The sequence below is a fragment of the Arthrobacter globiformis NBRC 12137 genome (genome assembly GCF_000238915.1).
Classification (GTDB): domain Bacteria; phylum Actinomycetota; class Actinomycetes; order Actinomycetales; family Micrococcaceae; genus Arthrobacter; species Arthrobacter globiformis.
In genome coordinates this window covers 124,345-140,753 of record NZ_BAEG01000085.1, presented here as the reverse complement: position 1 = coordinate 140,753, position 16,409 = coordinate 124,345, and the positions used below count along the sequence as shown (strand labels likewise).

Annotated in this window: 11 protein-coding genes; 6 read left to right on the top strand and 5 right to left on the bottom strand. The window is 66.8% G+C overall.

The window, feature by feature from the left end; all coding sequences use genetic code 11:
• Positions 1–8: 8 nt before the first annotated feature.
• Both ARGLB_RS17305 and ARGLB_RS17300 read right to left on the bottom strand, forming a co-directional pair.
• Positions 9–449 carry an Rv3235 family protein gene (locus ARGLB_RS17305; RefSeq protein ID WP_139023388.1) on the bottom strand — a complete coding sequence of 147 codons (441 nt, stop codon included), beginning with the start codon at positions 447–449 and terminating at the stop codon, positions 9–11.
• Positions 450–541: 92 nt separating this feature from the next.
• Positions 542–1,357: a LysM peptidoglycan-binding domain-containing protein gene (locus tag ARGLB_RS17300; RefSeq protein ID WP_139023387.1), complete on the bottom strand. Its 816-nt coding sequence runs from the start codon at positions 1,355–1,357 to the stop codon at positions 542–544.
• Positions 1,358–1,494: 137 nt separating this feature from the next.
• Between ARGLB_RS17300 and ARGLB_RS17295 the strand changes: the two genes are divergently transcribed.
• Entirely contained in the window at positions 1,495–2,064 is a 570-nt protein-coding gene (locus tag ARGLB_RS17295) for a hypothetical protein (protein ID WP_003804972.1), read from the top strand.
• A gap of 46 nt (positions 2,065–2,110) precedes the next feature.
• Here the strand turns inward: ARGLB_RS17295 and ARGLB_RS17290 are convergent, their stop codons facing one another.
• A complete protein-coding gene (locus ARGLB_RS17290) occupies positions 2,111–2,326 on the bottom strand; it encodes a helix-turn-helix domain-containing protein (protein ID WP_043419585.1) in 216 nt (71 codons plus the stop codon).
• Positions 2,327–2,478: 152 nt separating this feature from the next.
• Here ARGLB_RS17290 and ARGLB_RS17285 point away from each other — a divergent pair, with 152 nt between their 5' ends.
• Genes ARGLB_RS17285 through ARGLB_RS17270 form a run of 4 tightly spaced genes read left to right on the top strand, consistent with a single transcriptional unit; the run spans position 2,479 to position 10,865 of the window.
• Entirely contained in the window at positions 2,479–3,123 is a 645-nt protein-coding gene (locus ARGLB_RS17285) for an SAF domain-containing protein (RefSeq protein WP_003804970.1), read from the top strand.
• Positions 3,120–4,448, top strand: coding sequence for a CpaE/TadZ family protein (locus ARGLB_RS17280; protein WP_003804969.1), 1,329 nt, complete (start codon positions 3,120–3,122; stop codon positions 4,446–4,448). The genes ARGLB_RS17285 and ARGLB_RS17280 overlap by 4 nt, the downstream gene beginning before the upstream one ends.
• Positions 4,449–4,506: 58 nt before the next feature.
• On the top strand, positions 4,507–9,360 hold the full coding sequence (locus tag ARGLB_RS17275) for an NAD-glutamate dehydrogenase (RefSeq protein ID WP_003804968.1): 4,854 nt from the start codon (positions 4,507–4,509) through the stop codon (positions 9,358–9,360).
• A gap of 35 nt (positions 9,361–9,395) precedes the next feature.
• Positions 9,396–10,865 carry a sensor histidine kinase gene (locus ARGLB_RS17270; protein ID WP_003804967.1) on the top strand — a complete coding sequence of 490 codons (1,470 nt, stop codon included), beginning with the start codon at positions 9,396–9,398 and terminating at the stop codon, positions 10,863–10,865.
• 97 nt (positions 10,866–10,962) lie between these two features.
• Here the strand turns inward: ARGLB_RS17270 and ARGLB_RS17265 are convergent, their stop codons facing one another.
• Entirely contained in the window at positions 10,963–11,211 is a 249-nt protein-coding gene (locus ARGLB_RS17265; protein ID WP_003804966.1) for a WhiB family transcriptional regulator, read from the bottom strand.
• A 290-nt stretch (positions 11,212–11,501) separates the two neighbouring features.
• Here ARGLB_RS17265 and ARGLB_RS17260 point away from each other — a divergent pair, with 290 nt between their 5' ends.
• Positions 11,502–11,942, top strand: coding sequence for a hypothetical protein (locus ARGLB_RS17260; protein ID WP_003804960.1), 441 nt, complete (start codon positions 11,502–11,504; stop codon positions 11,940–11,942).
• Here the strand turns inward: ARGLB_RS17260 and ARGLB_RS17255 are convergent.
• Positions 11,939–16,174, bottom strand: coding sequence for an FtsK/SpoIIIE domain-containing protein (locus tag ARGLB_RS17255; RefSeq protein ID WP_003804957.1), 4,236 nt, complete (start codon positions 16,172–16,174; stop codon positions 11,939–11,941). The two genes, ARGLB_RS17260 and ARGLB_RS17255, sit on opposite strands and share 4 nt — an antisense overlap.
• Positions 16,175–16,409 lie beyond the last annotated feature (235 nt).

Genomic DNA, 16,409 nt, shown 5'->3' with positions numbered 1-16,409 from the left:
TTTCGCGTTTAGCCAATCTCCAGGGCGGTCACGCGCCAGACGTTCTTGCTGCGTTCGAGCCGGACGGCGACTGCCCGGACCCGCAGTTCATCAATCACCACCGCGCTGGCCTCATAAATGTCAGGTGCCACCGCGCACGCGCGGACCGACCGGACTGATGCGTTGCGGTGGAGCAGCCCCATCTTCCGGGGAGCCCGGGCAGCCACCCGCCGGGTGAGGGCCGCCCTGTGCTGGAGCACGGTCAGGCAGCGCTGGTCCAGCCGTCGCGCCAGTTGGTGGATGGGCCTCGTTCCCGCCAGGACTTCAACGGCGGCCTGGACGGTGGCCCTGGTGATGGCGCATATTTCGCGCTCCTCGCCTCCGGGTGCCGCCGCAGTACGGGCCGGCGCCGCCGGGAGTTGCACAGGAACAGCGGCTCCTGCACGCCGTAGTGGAGTTACTGCAGTCATGATCGGTCCTTCGGTGGTGGCTGGCTTGGGAAAGCCGCGAAACGGGCGGCCTCGGGGTTCGGCGGCGCGGGAGGAAAGCACGCCGGCGCCGCCTACGGCGGCGGTGGGCTAAGGAGCTGGCCCGGGAGAAGGACGTTGGGATCGGCTCCGATAACAGTCCTGTTGGCCTGGTACCAAAGCGGCCAGCGGGCTGCTATTTCCACCTCGGAAGCACCGGGCCCCAGTTCGCGTGCGGCGATGGTCCACAGTGATTCGCCAGCCCGGACGGGTATCTCGCGGCGGGCGCCGGCTGGCTCGGTCATTGCCCTTGCGGGCAAAGAGGTAACGAGGCCGGGTTCCACAACCGGGACACGCGGCTTCCACTGAGGCTGCAGTTCGCTGCCAATCGTGGCGAATCCTTCGCTGACGCCGGAGTCCTTGGAATGACCTGCGGGCAGGTCCGGCCGCTTGTCAGCCAGAGGTGCCCATGCTGCGGACAGAGACGATCCGTTGCTCGAGGAAAGGGCTGCAGCGGGCAAGGCATCCGCGTGGGCGAGCGGCGCGCCGAGAAGCTGCACGCCAACCGCGGCCATCGCCAGCCTGCGCATGAAAACCGGGGTGAACCGCGCTGTGGCGCGGGCGGCGGCGTTGTACCCGGTCCGTTCCAGGAGCGCCGACGCAAAAGCCGTTACCAGGGACAGCAGCCACCAGGCGATGACGGTCAGTCCGGCGGCGAGGGCCAATAGGCCAAGCAGGTCGTCGAAGAGCAAAGCCTGCTGGTGTGCAGCGGACCGCCCCCAATGATCAACGATCCCTGCCCCGGTGAAAACCAGAAAAGCTCCGAGCCCGAGGATGACAACCGCCAAGGCGGCTTCTGCCCTCACCGGGCGCTGAACCTCTTCCCCCATGACTTCCCCCAACCAATCCATTTGATGCAGTTTGATCAACTTTGATGTGTTTGGTGCTGATGGAGCTAGTTTGCGGCAAGTGTGTTCATGCTGTCTATGGAGATAGGAAAGTTTGTGGATTAATTGACCGTCCTCGTGGGCGCGCCTACGCTATCGCCATGCGATGGAATGCCCTCTTTCAGGATCTTGAGCTGCAGCTTGCCGAGGCCGGGGTTCTGGGCCTGGAGTCTGAGATTGCCGAGCGCTCCCGGGCAGACACGGCTGCCATCGCGCTGGACGAGAGGCTTCGTGGCTCCCTGGGCTGCCACGTTGGCATCCATCTGAGTTCGGGGCCTGTCTTTGCCGGCACGCTCAGTCATGCGGGATCCGAAAGCCTGGTCCTTGACGAAGCGGCACAGCAGGTGCTGGTTCCGTATGCCGCCGTCGGCCATTACACCGGACTCGGCCGGTTCGCGGTGGGCGAGGCATCCTTGGTGCGCCGGAGACTCGGCCTTGCCAGCGCACTGCGGGGCCTGGCGCGGGACAGGGCAGAGCTCACCGTCCTGCTGGCAGGCCGGTCACCGGACGCGCAGCTGTGGGGCGTGATTGACAGGGTGGGGCGGGACTTCTTTGACCTTGCCATGACACTGCCCGGCGAAGCGCGCAGGGCTGGCCGGGTTGCCGAGGTGGCGACGGTCCCGTTTCAGGCGCTGGGTGCGCTCCGCTCCAGGCGTGGCGGGGAACTCTGACGGAACGCGCGGGGTATCCACGGCCCGGCCCGGAAGCCGCCCGTGCTCAAACGGACTTGGACTTGGCCTCTTGAATCATGCGGCTTGCCTCGGCGTACCGCTCTTCGATGTATTGCTCGAGCATCTTCTCCTCGACACGCCACTGGCCGCGGCCACCCACCTGGATTGCCTTCAGTTCGCCGCTGCGGACGAGGGCATACGCTGCCGGCGCATTGATCTGAAGCTGCTCGGCTACATCTGCAAGCGTAAGGAATCGGGGCATAGTCCAATTGTGCCACGGTTGGGCGTAAGTGGTGCCGTTATCCACAGTTTGATGTTGTTTGCCTGAAAGCCTTCCGATTGAGCGGGCATGCCGTAACAATGATCATGACCGGCGCGATGGAAGCGCCCAGGCGTCAAGGGGGAGCAGTACGCATGAGTGCAAGCACGGCGGCCGCCGGAGCCCGGCTGAAGAAGCCTTCCTGGAAGGACCCGAGGCTTCTGGTGGGTGTACTCCTTGTCCTCGCCTCCGTCGTCGGAGTCGTTGCCCTTGTCGGCAGCGCGGACCGCACTACAGAGGTATTTGCGGCCCGTGAGCCGATTGCCGTCGGCCAGAAACTCACTCCTGAAAACATCAGCCGGGTCAAGGTCCGCCTCGGCGACGTCGAAGCGCACTATGTGACGGCGGAGTCAGGTATCCCCGAAGGCCAGGTGGCCGTCCAGCGGATCGCCAAGGACCAGTTGGTTCCCCGTGAAAGTCTGGGCAGTGTCGACGCCCTGGACCGAAAGCCCGTGGCCATCACGGTTCAGGAGGCCTTGCCTGAGCACGCGGTGGCAGGCACCCGGGTGGACGTCTGGGTCTCCCTGCCCGATGCCCGGAACGGATTTGCCGAGCCCAAGCTGCTGCTCCCGGGCGCGGAAATCGCGGAGGTGTCACAAGGATCCACTGCCCTGGGCGCTTCGAAATCCACGGTTCTGATGGTCCTGGTGGGGGACGGGCAGATGGCCTCACTCCTTGGCGCGCAGGCGAACGAGGCCAAAATTTCCGTTGTGTGGAATCCCGGCGGGGCCGCCAAGTGAGCATCCCGGTTGTCACCGTCGGCGAGTCGCAGGAGGATCTGGTTGGCGGGCTGGAGCGGCTGCACGGTCCCGTCACCGTGGTCCGGCGCTGCGCGGAGCTCGCAGAACTGCTGGCCGCCTGCCAGAGTGGGCTGGCCCGGGCCGCCGTTGTTGCCGAGGGCAGTGCGGACCTGACTGCCTCGCTGGTGGACAGGCTCGCCGCCGTGGGCGTAGTCATCATTGCCCTGACCGACAGCCCCGAGGAGCGGTTGAGGCTTCGCGGCATCGGAGTCAGTGCTGCGCCCTCGACCGTTGAGTCCACAGCCCTGGCGGAGAGTATCGCCGAGGCCGTCAGGAGGCATGCGGGCCCGGGTCCGGCAGGACTGGACCCCGGCGCCGGACCCGGTTTCAGCACGGGTTTCGCAGATGCCGGCGCGGCCCTGCACCCGGAGGCTGTCGACGCCGCACCGGAACAGGCAGTTGTTGGAACCGGCAGGATCATGGCGGTATGGGGTCCGTCCGGCGCGCCCGGCAGAACCCTGGTGGCCGTCAACATCGCAGGGGAGCTGGCAGCGCAGGGCAAGTCTGTCGTGCTGGTCGACGCCGACAGCTATGGGGCCAGCGTTGCCGGCGTCCTGGGACTCCTCGACGAAGCGGCGGGTCTGGCACAAGCTTGCAGGCTGGCCGACCAGGGCCTTCTGGACCGGGAGGCACTGCTCCGGGTCGCCGTACCGGTTACTGCCACGGCAGGAACCTTCCGGGTTCTGACCGGCATCACCCGGGCCGACCGCTGGACCGAGCTGCGCGCAGCCGCGCTGGCGCTTGTTTTGGACCGGGCGCGGGAAGTGGCGGACGTCATCGTGGTCGACGCCGGCTTTTGCCTTGAGGCCGACGAGGAGCTGAGCTTCGACACCATGGCGCCGCGGCGCAACGCCGCAACTCTCAGGAGCCTTGAGCTTGCCGATTCTGTCATCGCCGTTGGCTCGGCGGATCCCATTGGTGTTCCCCGCCTGGTCAGGGGGCTGGCGGAACTCGAAGGTTCACTGCCGGGGGTCAGCCCCGAGGTGGTGCTCAACAAGGTGCGGGCCTCGGCTGTGGGCCGTTCTCCGGAACGCCAGCTCCGCGAGGCATGGGAGCGGTTCGGCCCGTCGGCGGGCATCAAGGCCTTCCTCCCGTGGGACCCGGGCGCAACAGACGCGGCTCTGCTGTCCGGGTCGTTATTGCTGGAATCGGCCCCGGAATCCCGGCTCCGGTCGGCGATCGCCGACTTGGTTTGTGCACCTGTCCAGCAAAAACGCAGATCCTCTGTGTTCTCATCCACAGCAAGGCGCAGGCTGACGGACTAGGCTCACGGTGAGGGCTGCAAGGAAGCAGCCGCAAACTGTGTGATGGAGGCGTGTGTCGATGTCGTCTGGGTCCAGCGTGGAGGATCAGTCCCGTTCAATAGGAGCCGAGGAAGGCTTCTTTGCGGACTACTACGAGCATTTGGCGGAGGAGGACGCACGCGCCTACCCGCACGAGCTGCTGATGGCCCGGGCCGAGACCCACCGCGCAGTGGGTTTTGAACGCCGGCCGGGCAGCGCCAACATCTCCATCGTTCCCGAGGGCGACCGCAGCGTTGTCTACATCGTCACCGACGACATGCCTTTCCTGGTGGATTCAGTCAACGCCGAACTGGTACGGCAGAATTCGGCCATCCACCTCGTGCAGCACCCCATGTTCGTGGTCACACGCAACCGCGACACCAACGAACTCGTCAAGGTGGACAGGGTCCCGTCCAGCATCGGCATTTCCAGCGGCGACACCGCGGCGCTGCCCGTCCTGTCCCACCTGATTGCCCAGGGCGACAACGCGTCCCACATGGAGTCCTGGATTGCCGTCGAGGTCGGCCGCGCCAGTGATGAAGCCGCTGAGCAGCTGCAGCAAGGGCTGGAGCGGGTCCTTGGAGACGTCAGGGCTGCTGTCGAAGACTGGCCGAAAATGCGCAACAAGGCACTGCAGATCGCCCGGGACCTGGATAAGGTAGCGCATCCGACCCAGATCGCAGAGCTGCGCCAGGCCCAGGATTTGCTTCGCTGGCTGGACGAAGGCAATTTCACGTTCCTTGGCTACCGGGAATATGACCTGGTCAACGAAGAGGGCGAGGATGTCCTGGAGCTGCGCGAGGACAGTGGCCTGGGTCTGCTGCGGGCGCACCACGACACCCATCAGGTGCAGCATCTCACCGACGCAGGCAGGCGCAAGGCCCGTGAAAAGCGTGCTCTGGTCATCACCAAGGCAAATTCCCGCTCAACGGTGCACCGCCCGGCGTACCTGGACTACATCGGCGTGAAAAGCTTTGATGCTGCGGGCAACGTCAACGGTGAACAGCGTTTCATCGGACTGTTTGCCACCAGCGCCTACACCGATTCCGTGCGCAATATTCCGATAGTCCGGGAAAAGGTCGAGGCCGTGCTGCGCGGCGCCGGTTTTCCGCCGGACTCGCATTCCGGGAAGGACCTGCTGGGCATCCTGGAAACGTACCCCCGCGACGAGCTTTTCCAAATCGAAATTCCCGACCTCGCCGCAACGGCAACGGGAATCCAGCGGCTGCAGGAACGGCGCCGTACCCGGCTCTTCCTCCGGCCGGATATCTACGGACGGTTTATGTCCGCCGTCGTCTACCTCCCCCGCGACCGGTACACCACCAACGTCAGGCTGAGGATTGAGCAGGAACTCCGCGAGACGTTCCACGCCGAGTCCATTGACTATGAGGCGAGGATGACGGAATCGGCGCTCGCCCGCCTGTTCTTCCGGATCCGCCTGCCCAAGGGCGCGGACGTCAGCCACATCAACACCGATGCGTTGGAGAAGCGGCTGGTCCGTGCCGCCCGGTCCTGGAGCGAAGGGATCGCCGAGGTGCTCCGCGAACGGAGCGCCGACGACGGCGCCAATGAGCTGGCAGCCATTTGGGCCGAGGCCTTCCCGGCGACTTACCGCGTCGACTACGAGATCGAGGATGCCCTCGAGGACATCGCCCGGTTTGAACAGTACGGGGCCGCGGCCGAACGCGAGGTTGGTGCCCGGCAGGAACGGCCGGGAGTCCATGTCTACCTCCCGGAAGGCGCAGGCGCCACCCTGGAGGAGGACGCCAGGGTCAAGCTGTACATGCTGGAGCCGAAAAGCCTGAGCCAGATCCTTCCCTACTTCCATAACCTGGGCCTGGAGGTGCTGGACGAGCGGCCGTTCGAGATCGAGACCGCCGACCGCCGGGACTTTTTCCTGTATGACCTTGGCCTGAAATATCCGGCCGGCGTGGATCCGGTGTCCACCGGGCAACTGCTGGCGGATTCGTTCGGGGCAGCCGTTTCGGGAGCCGTTGAATCCGACAGCTTCGACCGGCTCGTGCTGCGCGAGGGCATGACGTGGCGGCAGATCATCGTGCTCCGGGCCTACGCCAAATACATGCGGCAGATGGGCAACACCAACTCCTTCGAATTCATGGCGGACACGCTGCTGTCCAACCCCGATGTGACCCGCGGGCTCAGTGCCCTGTTTGAGGCACGTTTCGATCCGGCGCTGACCGAGCTCGAGCGGACCGAACGGCAGGCAAAAGTCCGCGCCGAGCTGTCGGCGTCGATCGAAGCGGTGGCGACGCTGGATGCGGACCGCGTCCTCCGGACGTTCACCAACCTGATCGAATCAACGCTGCGCACCAACTTCTATCAGGACAAGCCGCACCTGAGCTTCAAACTCAACCCCGCAACCATCGACGGGCTGCCCTTCCCGCGGCCGATGTTCGAAATCTGGGTCTACTCTCCCCGGGTCGAGGGCGTTCACCTGCGCTTCGGCAAGGTGGCCCGCGGCGGGCTCCGCTGGTCGGACCGGCGGGAAGACTTCCGCACCGAGATCCTGGGTCTGGTCAAGGCGCAGACGGTCAAGAATGCCGTGATCGTTCCAACAGGCGCAAAGGGCGGGTTCTTTGCCAAGCGGCTGCCGGATCCCGCCAAGGACAGGTCGGCCTGGATGGCGGAGGGCGTCGAAAGCTACAAGACGTTTATCCGCGGACTGCTGGACATCACGGACAACCTCGTGACAGGAGCCGACGGCGAACGGCTCGTCCCGCCGTCGGACGTTGTACGGCACGACGGCGACGACTCATACCTGGTGGTCGCAGCGGACAAGGGCACGGCATCCTTCTCTGACATCGCGAACGGATTGGCCGCGGACTACGGATTCTGGCTGGGCGACGCCTTCGCCTCCGGCGGTTCCGTGGGATACGACCACAAGGCCATGGGCATCACCGCGCGGGGTGCCTGGGAGTCGGTCAAGCGGCACTTCAGCGAGCTGGACCTGGACACCCAGTCCGAGCCCTTCACCGTGGTCGGCGTCGGCGACATGTCCGGGGACGTCTTCGGCAACGGAATGCTCCTGTCCAAGCACATCCGGCTGCTCGCAGCATTCGACCACCGGCACATTTTCCTCGATCCGAACCCAGACGAGGCGACCTCCTACACGGAGCGGCAGCGGTTGTTTGAGCTGCCCCGGTCGTCCTGGGATGACTACGACAAGAGCCTGATCAGTGAAGGCGGCGGGGTCTACCCGAGGCAGGCCAAGTCGATCCCGGTCTCGGCTCAGGTCCGGTCCGCGCTGGGCCTGCCCGAAGACACGACGCAGCTCAGCCCGCCCGAACTCCTGCGCGCCATCCTGCTCGCACCCGCCGACCTGCTTTACAACGGCGGCATCGGAACCTACGTGAAGGCCAGTTCCGAGACTCACGCCATGGTGGGCGACAAGTCCAACGATGCCATCCGAGTGGACGGCCGCGACCTTCGCGTCAAGGTAGTGGGGGAGGGCGGAAACCTCGGCATGACACAGCGGGGCCGTATCGAGGCTGCGCTGCAGGGAGTCATCCTGAACACGGATGCCATCGACAACTCCGCCGGCGTCGACTGCTCCGACCACGAGGTCAACATCAAGATCTTCGTGGACCGGATGGTGGCCGCCGGCAAGTTCGACGCCGCCGAGCGCTCGGACTTCCTTGCGGCGATGACCGACGAGGTGGGACGGCTGGTTCTGGAAGACAACATCGACCAGAACATCCTGCTCCTGAACGACCGCCAGAAGGTCGCCGAATGGAGCCCAAGCTACGAGCGGCTAATGGACTGGCTGGAGAAGACGGCGGACCTGAACCGGGACCTGGAGGCACTGCCCTCCACCGTTGTCCTGCGTGAACGGCTGGAACAGGGGCAGGGCCTCACGTCACCTGAACTGTCCGTGCTGGCGGCCTACGCCAAGATCGAACTGGCGACCGCCCTGCGCGACAGCGACCTGGCCGACGACCCCTGGTTCCGCGGGACGCTTCGGCAGTATTTCCCGGTGCAGCTCCGGGAGAAATTCGACGCCGAACTGGACACCCATCCGCTGCGCCGGGAAATCATCGCAACAGTTGTGGCCAACGACATGATCAACCTGGGTGGCATCACCTTTGCCTTCCGGACCATGGAGGAGACCTCTGCGAGCGAGGTGGCCGTGGCCAAGGCGTTCGTGGCGCTGCGGGAGATCTACGAACTCGACGTCATGGTGTCCGAGCTCAACGACCTGCCTGCGTCGTTCCCCACCGAGCACTGGAGCACCGTCCACCTCGACATCCGGCGGCTGCTGGACCGCTCGGTGCGCTGGGTCCTGGCCCAGGGCAGCGCGTCGCGGCCCATCGCTGACATCGTCGCCGAGTTCCAGCCCCCGATGGAACCCATGCGGGCCCGGCTGCTGGACTACCTGCGCGGTGACGACCGCGAGCGGGTTGCCTCCTGGCTTGAGAAGGCGCGCTCGTGGGGCCTGCCCGAGGACCTGGGCCACCGGTGGGCCGAGCTGTTCGAGAGCTTTGTGCTGCTGGACATCGCAAAAATTGCTCACAGCCGCAAGGAACGGGTGGAGGACATCGCCCACGTCTACTACACGGTGTTCAACCGGTTCCACGTGGACTCCCTCCTGGAGCGGATCAGTTCCCTGCCGCGCAGGGACCGCTGGCAGGCCCTGGCCCGTGCCGCGCTGCGTGACGACCTTTACTCCACCGTCTCAGACATGACGACGGCGGTCCTGGACTCGACCGAGGAGGGGTCGCCGGCGGAGGACAGGCTCAAGGCCTGGGAACAGCTGAATGCGGAACATTTGGGCCGTGCGAAGAGCATGTTCGATGAGGTCAACGCCCTCGAAGCGGACGACATGGCCTCGCTCTCGGTAGCATTGAGGCTCTTGAGGTCAATCGTCCGACGGTAGGACACCGGTCCCGCCGTCGAAAAACTGGAGGTGCAGTGGCAATCTTTACGGACCCCATCAGGGAGCACGCTGATTTCGGGCCGGGGGATGCCGAGTGGCTGCACCTTCTGGTGGGCGACTGGCAGATGGTGGCCGACCTCGCGTTTGCCGACCTTGCCCTGTGGTTTCCCCATCCGGAGTACGGCTACGTGGCCCTGGCACATGTCAGGCCCTCCACGACACATACGGTGTTCCACGCCGACTTCGTCGGGGAGGGCATCCGGTCGGACCTGCGGCCGCTGGTGGACAAGGCGTGGGAGAGCCGCACCATCGAGCGTTCCAGTGAGACGAACTGGAGCAGCGACATGGCACTGCGGGTTGAAGCCGTACCGATGGTCAGGAACGGCCGGACCCTGGCGGTGGTTACCTCGCACATGGACCTGTCCAGCTCGCGGATGCCGTCCAGGCTGGAGCTGACCTACCGCCAGTGTGCCTATGACCTGTTGCGCATGGGCACACTGGGGCTCTGGCCGGACTTCGCCTCACCGACGGGGTCCCGCCGGGGCGCCCCGCGCGTTGGCGACGGCCTGATCCGCCTCGACGCCGAGGGCATCGTGCAGTACGCCAGCCCGAACGGGGTCTCGGCCTTCCGGCGCCTTGGCGACGGTGAATCACTGGAGGGGCGCTCGCTGGCCGAGGTCACAGCGGGCCTGCTGAAGGACCGCCGCATGGTGGACGAGACCCTGCCGCTGGTTGTCACCGGGCGGATGCCGTGGCGCAGCGAGATTGAATCCCGCGGCGTAAGCCTGTCGCTGCGCGCCATCCCGCTCCGCGACGAGCAGCAGCGCTTCGGCGCGCTGGTACTCTGCCGTGACGTGTCCGAACTGCGACGCCGCGAGATGGAGCTGGTCACGAAGGATGCCACCATCCGTGAAATCCACCACCGGGTCAAGAACAATCTGCAGACCGTTGCCGCGCTGCTGCGCATGCAGTCCCGCCGAATGGTCAGCGACGAGGCAAAGCAGGGGCTGGAACAGGCCATGCGCCGCGTCGCAACGATTGCCCTCGTGCACGAGACGCTCTCGCAGGGGCTGACCCAGAGCGTTGACTTTGATGAACTCATCGGGCGCCAGTTCCGCCCTTCCGCGGAAGTGGCGTCACCGTCACAGCAGGTGCGGACGCAGCGGTCGGGGTTGTTCGGTGACCTTCCCAGCGACTTCGCGACGCCGCTGGCACTGGTGATCAACGAGCTCGTCACCAACGCTGTTAAGCACGGGCTGGAGGGACGGACGGGCACAGTGTGGCTGCTCGCTGACCGTTCGGCCGGCGACGACGGCGAGGAACTGCTCACTGTCACCGTGGCGGACGACGGCGTTGGCCTGCCTGAGACGCCGCATGTGGAGGGCCTCGGGCTTCAGATTGTCCGGACGCTGGTCACGAGCGAACTCGGCGGCACCATCCAGTGGCAGCCCCGCGAGGGCGGCGGCACTGCGGTGCAGATTGTGCTGAGCCTGGCAAACCGTTAATAACAAAGGCGACGGCAACAACAAAGGCGGCGGCCGCGGACCTTGGGTCCGCGGCCGCCGCCTTTTGTTTTGGTGCGTTTACTGCCGTGGGGCCGCGTCAGGAAGCGCGGCGGGCCCTGGCGGCCCGGCGCTTCAGTGCACGGCGCTCGTCCTCGCTCATGCCGCCCCACACGCCGGCATCCTGTCCGGACTCCAGCGCCCACTGCAGGCAGGTGTCAACGACCGGGCACCGGCGGCAGACGCTCTTGGCTTCTTCGATCTGCAAAAGCGCGGGGCCGGTGTTGCCCACTGGGAAAAACAGCTCCGGGTCCTTGTCGAGGCAGGCCGCGCGGTTACGCCAATCCATGCTGATCAGTCACTCCATTCCTGGGAAGTCAATACCCTTTGTGAAAATATTCACTAGGGCTTACATAGGAAAGGGGCCCTGCAGGGCCCCCTTGGTCATCTGGATCAAGCGTTTCATGTTAACGCTGTGTAAACAAGGGGTAGTGGACCACGAAATCCCCAAGAAACGTGAGCTATGCATCACATCGGCGGGCAGCCCCGCCGTGTGTCGACTATCTCGGGTAGTGTGCCAGTGTGTCAAGACCCCCAAAAGACCCGTCCGGCCCGCTCGCTGACGCCGGAGACAGTGGAATGCCGGAGGACCGGGGCCCAGCCGGAACAACGCCTTCGAGCGCCGTCCGTCCCCGCGCCGTCGCCGTGATCTCCGGGATTGTGGCCGCCGAGGCCACGGCACTGCTGGCCGCGGCAGCCTGGTACGGATTCCAGCTGGCCAGTGGGGCGCCGGTGATGTCCTTTTGGGGCGCCGTTTTCACGCTCGGCCTGCTGCTGGCCTTTGCATCGTGGCTGTTTGCCGTTGCCGTGTTCCTATTCCGGGGCTTCCGCTGGCCGCGGGCCGGTGCACTGGTGGCTCAGCTGTTCGTGCTGACCATTGGCTTCCCCACGCTCACTGGCGGACTCCCCGTGGCCGGCGCCGCGATGCTGATCCCGGCCGCCACCGCGATCGTCCTGCTGTTCGACAAACGCGTGATTCGCTTCGCGTCCCGCGCCGCTTCCGAACCGCCGGCACTCTAGAGCCTCCCGGCATCTTCGGCCACTGCAAGCTGGACGGGCATTGCCGTGCCGTCCGCCACGAGCAGGGCGCGGCCCGGCGGGGGATGGGAATCCAGCTCAGTCCGCACTCCAAAGATGTCGCCGTCAAGTGGACTGCGGGGCGCAATGAGGATGCCCCTGCCGCCACTGCGGGCAGCCAGCGCGAGCGGGACACGCTGCAACAACGACGGGCTGAATGCGGCTGAGAAAATTACCGCCCAGCCGCGGGCGTTCAGCTCCGCGAGCTGCTGGTGGCAGGTGGCAGGCAGCATGTCGGCATCGTCGACGAGGAGTACGGCGTCCCCCGGCAGGCGTCCCTCCACGGCATCGCGGTGGACCTCTGTCCAAAAGCCGGCCGGACCGGGCTCCGGGCCGGGGTGCAGCCACCCGGACACCGACGGGTTGAGCGCAGGCAGCGATGCCAGGAACGATGACTTGCCCGAACCAACGTTGCCCAGCACGGCAACGACAGCGCCTCGTGGCAGGCGCATAGCGGCAGGCGCGGGTTCGTCCCCGCCCAGGCCGACGACCAACCGCCGGGCGGCTGTGTGCACCGGGCGCGGCGCACCGGGGTCTGCTCCGTGCACTGGTGCGTGTATGCCGGGGGTGCCTGAACCAGGGACATCGGAAGCGGGGGTGTCTGAAGTAGGGGTGTCTGAAGCCCGGCTGCCGGGATCCGGTTCGGTCCCGGGCACGCGGGACAGTACGTCCGCGACGGAAAGCTGCACCGGAAGGGGATCCACGCGGAAGGGCTTGACCCGCGCGGGCCCCTCCGGCGCTTCGACGGGCGCCATGGCGCTTCCGGGACCGCGCCCGGCTCCAGGGCCATAGAGCTGGCAGACCGCCTGGCGCCCGGCGGACAAGGCGCCAGACGCGACGGCGCGGCCCGGAACCGGGGGAAGGTCTGGCATTGTGGGCCAGGCCAGCCTGCTCTCGGCGCTGGCGCCCCGCGGGCAGTAAATGCGGTTGGGTATGGACGGAAAGAACCGCGACGTCACTAGTTCGCGGTCGCCGGAGAACACCACGGTGATTCCGGCGGGGCGGCCGTCCCGGACGATGTCCTGGACATGGTCTTCGGCGCGGGTCAGGGGGCCGGAGCGGAGGGCCGACTGCCAGGAACCCCAGCCTGAAATGGCCAGTACCAGTGGCACGCCGCAGGCTGCCGGTAGCCGGCTGAGCCGCTGGGACATTTCGGCCGCCAGGCGTTCCAGGACACGCACGCCGCGGCGGAGGTCGTGGAGGTGTACAAAGGATCCGGTGCGGTGGGCGCCCGCCAAACCAGTCAAGGACCCGTCCGCATCGAGGATGTAGAAGTGGCATTCCGTGGGATGGGATAGGAGCTGTCCCATTGCCGTTGACATGGCGTGGGCGGCATCGCGGGATCCCGCGCCGATCAGGGCCAGATGACCATCGGCTCCGGGCCGCCAGGTGAGAGCGGCAAGCCGCTGCTCCTCGGGCAGGTCCAGCAATCCCAGCCCTACGGTCCAGTCGCCGGCCGTTCCCGGCCCCATGCCCGTGGAATCAGTGCCTGCGGGGGCGGGGCCATCGGCGGTCAGCGCGGCCACGTCAGACGGGCTCGCCAGCACGTCAGGCAACGGTGGAGCCACCGGACGGCGCGCCGCGGAACCGTCCATCCCGGCCCACAGGGAGGCAGCCAGCTCCACGACCGGCCGGGCTCCGAGCACGGGGTTTGCCGGCGGAAGGCTGACGCCGTTGAGAGCAGGCGGCATGGCGAGCGCCACGGCGGTCTCCAGAACCCTGACGCGGCAGGACGCAGAATCGTCCTCGGTGGCGGCAACTGACGCCGACTGGAACTCCTCGGCAGCCTCGGCACCCCTGGCCAGGTAGGCGCGGCCGGGCCGGTTGACGGGTATCGCCGAGGCCGCAGTCGTGCCGATCACATCCGCTGATTCGTGCGCGGACTGCACACGCAGGGCGATGCTCGTTGTGACGTTCGCGCGGATGTCCGCCGTGAGAGCTCCCTGCGGGCGCTGGGTCGCCATGATCAGGTGGATGCCCAGTGACCGGCCAATGGCGGCAACCCTCATCAGCTCGGCCAGGGTCTCAGGAGCGTCCTCGACGAGCATCCGGAACTCATCAATGATGAGGACCAGCTGGGGGAGCGGCGGTCCGCCGGCCGGGGACAGCCGATAGGCGGCCAGATCCGGGGCACTGGCAGCGGCGAGCAGCTCCTCACGCCTGCGGACTTCTGCCCGCAGTGACACAATCGTGCGTTCCAGCTGGCTGCTGGCAAGGTCCGTCAGCATGCCGACGCAATGCGGGATGCCAGTTAGCGGCCCGAGCCCCGAGCCGCCCTTGAAATCGAAGAAGAGGACATTAACGCGGTCCGGCGGATAGCACAGAGCGAGCCCGGCCGTAATGGTGCGAAGCAGCTCCGACTTCCCGGAACCTGTGGTGCCCGCAACGAGGACGTGCGGGCCATCTGCCTCAAGGTCGAGGATGCGCACTCCCCGGGCTGCGCGGCCCAGGGGGATGGCCAGGCCTGGCTTCAGCCTGCCTGCCGCCCAGCGCTTGGCCGTCGCAGCGGCCGACTGGTCAAGGAGATCGCCCAGTCCGCAGCGTGCCGGCACGGATCGCCCGCCGGCCGATACGTCAGGGAGCGACTGCCGGTACGCCCGGCAGTAGCGTTCGAAAACGCCGGAGGGCACGAGGTCTGCAACGAAGCGGTGACATGAACCGCGCGCCCGTAGTAGTGCCCCGCGCTCGCCGAGCTCAATATCGGTTTCCGCTGGCTGCTGTCCCCGGCCCGGGAGATGGACCACCCGCCAGCCAAGACCCCATGCGGTCGGGATGATGCCGGCTTCGGGGGCGCCGTCTGCCGTGCCGCCGAACATCAGCAGGATGCGGGGCCCGCCGCTCCCGCCGGACGTCTCCGTCAGGGCCGCCAGGGTGTCAGCCATCCTTGAATGAAGCGACACCCCTGGCAGAAACCGCGCTGCGAGCGGAAGGACGGAAGCCGGTCCGTGAACCGCGATCCGGGTACCCCTGGCCAGCGGATATCCCGTGAGCTGCATGAGGATCGAGCGGGCCAGGCCGTGAACCTCTGAGTCCGGCCCACGGACCGAAACGACCGCAAGGCCCGGGTCGAGGAGCAGCGGCACCGCCCCGAGCCCAGGGGGTATGAATCCCGGCTGGTCCGGCTCCAGGCGTATGTTGGCCGGTTGATCGGCCAGGCCGAGTCTGAGCCAGACTCCGGGCGCGGGCATCGGCGCCGGATTTTCCGTGTACTCTGACGGCTCCCGTCCGGTCTCCCGGACGGGAGCGGCAGGGCTCGGTCCGGGAACCCGGGCGCCCAGCGCAAGGACAGCAGCGGACGGCGCGGACCGCCGTCGTCGTTGCAGATCCTGCGCCGCTGCCGCCGCGACTGCCGATCTGAGTTCACGGCGCTGCCGTGCGCCCAAGACCAGGGGGACAAGGAGCGTCACGGCCGATACCGCCGTGAAGGCCAGAAACATCCACGACCCCGTCACCAGCGCCAGCCCCACACCCATGACCACGGGCAGAACGGCCCCGAGAACCAGCACTGACCGGCCCGCCGGTGCGGCCGGGCGCGATACGGTCAGCGGCTCCGCCACGGAACTGCCGGCAAACCCCAAGTCAGCCTCCCGCGCGTCCGACGGCGCAGCCAGCACAACAGACATGGAGGAATTGCCGCAGCGGATGCGGGAACCGATCGCGACGGCCGTTTTTGATACCCGTTTGCCGTCCACCTCAGTTCCATTGATGCTGCCAAGATCCACAAGGGTCAGGGCTGTATCCGAAACCTCAATTCTGGCGTGCTCGCGGGAAAGATCGGCATCCGGAACGGTCAGCTCGGCGTTGGTCCGGCCGATCCGGTAGCTTCCCCGGCTCAGGGGAAGAACAGAACCTGCTGCGGGGCCGCTGTCCACCGTGAGGAGCATGGCGGCGGGCAGTTCGCCGGCAGTTCCCGGCCCGGAACCAGGGCCGTTGGCGGGGCCGTCCACCAGGACAGCCCCGTTGACCAGGGGCGCCCTGCCGAGGGTCAGCCCTTTGAGCGGGAGGCCGGCCACAGTCAGTCCGCGCGTCTGGAAGCGGCGCGAAATCTCTGCCTCCAGGTCCGTGCCCGGGCAGCCGTCCGGGGCCGCAACCGTCAGCTCGACCGGCCCGGCCGGGGAACCGGCCCCGGCAGAAACGGCGCCGGGGGCGCGGACCAGGGTGCATTGCAGCTGCACCGGCGACCTCCGTTCCTCGGGAAAACCTGGGCACCACGCTAGTGCCGGCGCGGCCGGAATGGACGCGGTGAATTTGTCCATGTGGAAAACTCCGCCCGCTCCTCCGGGCTGCAGAGCACGGCTACGCCGACGAGGTCGCGGAATCGGCGTAAGGTCCGGTCAGCGGATAGTGTTAAGCAAAACCGGGTGTGGCAGCGTGGCTGCCGCCTGCCAGTCCTGAGAGAAAAGGCTTCTG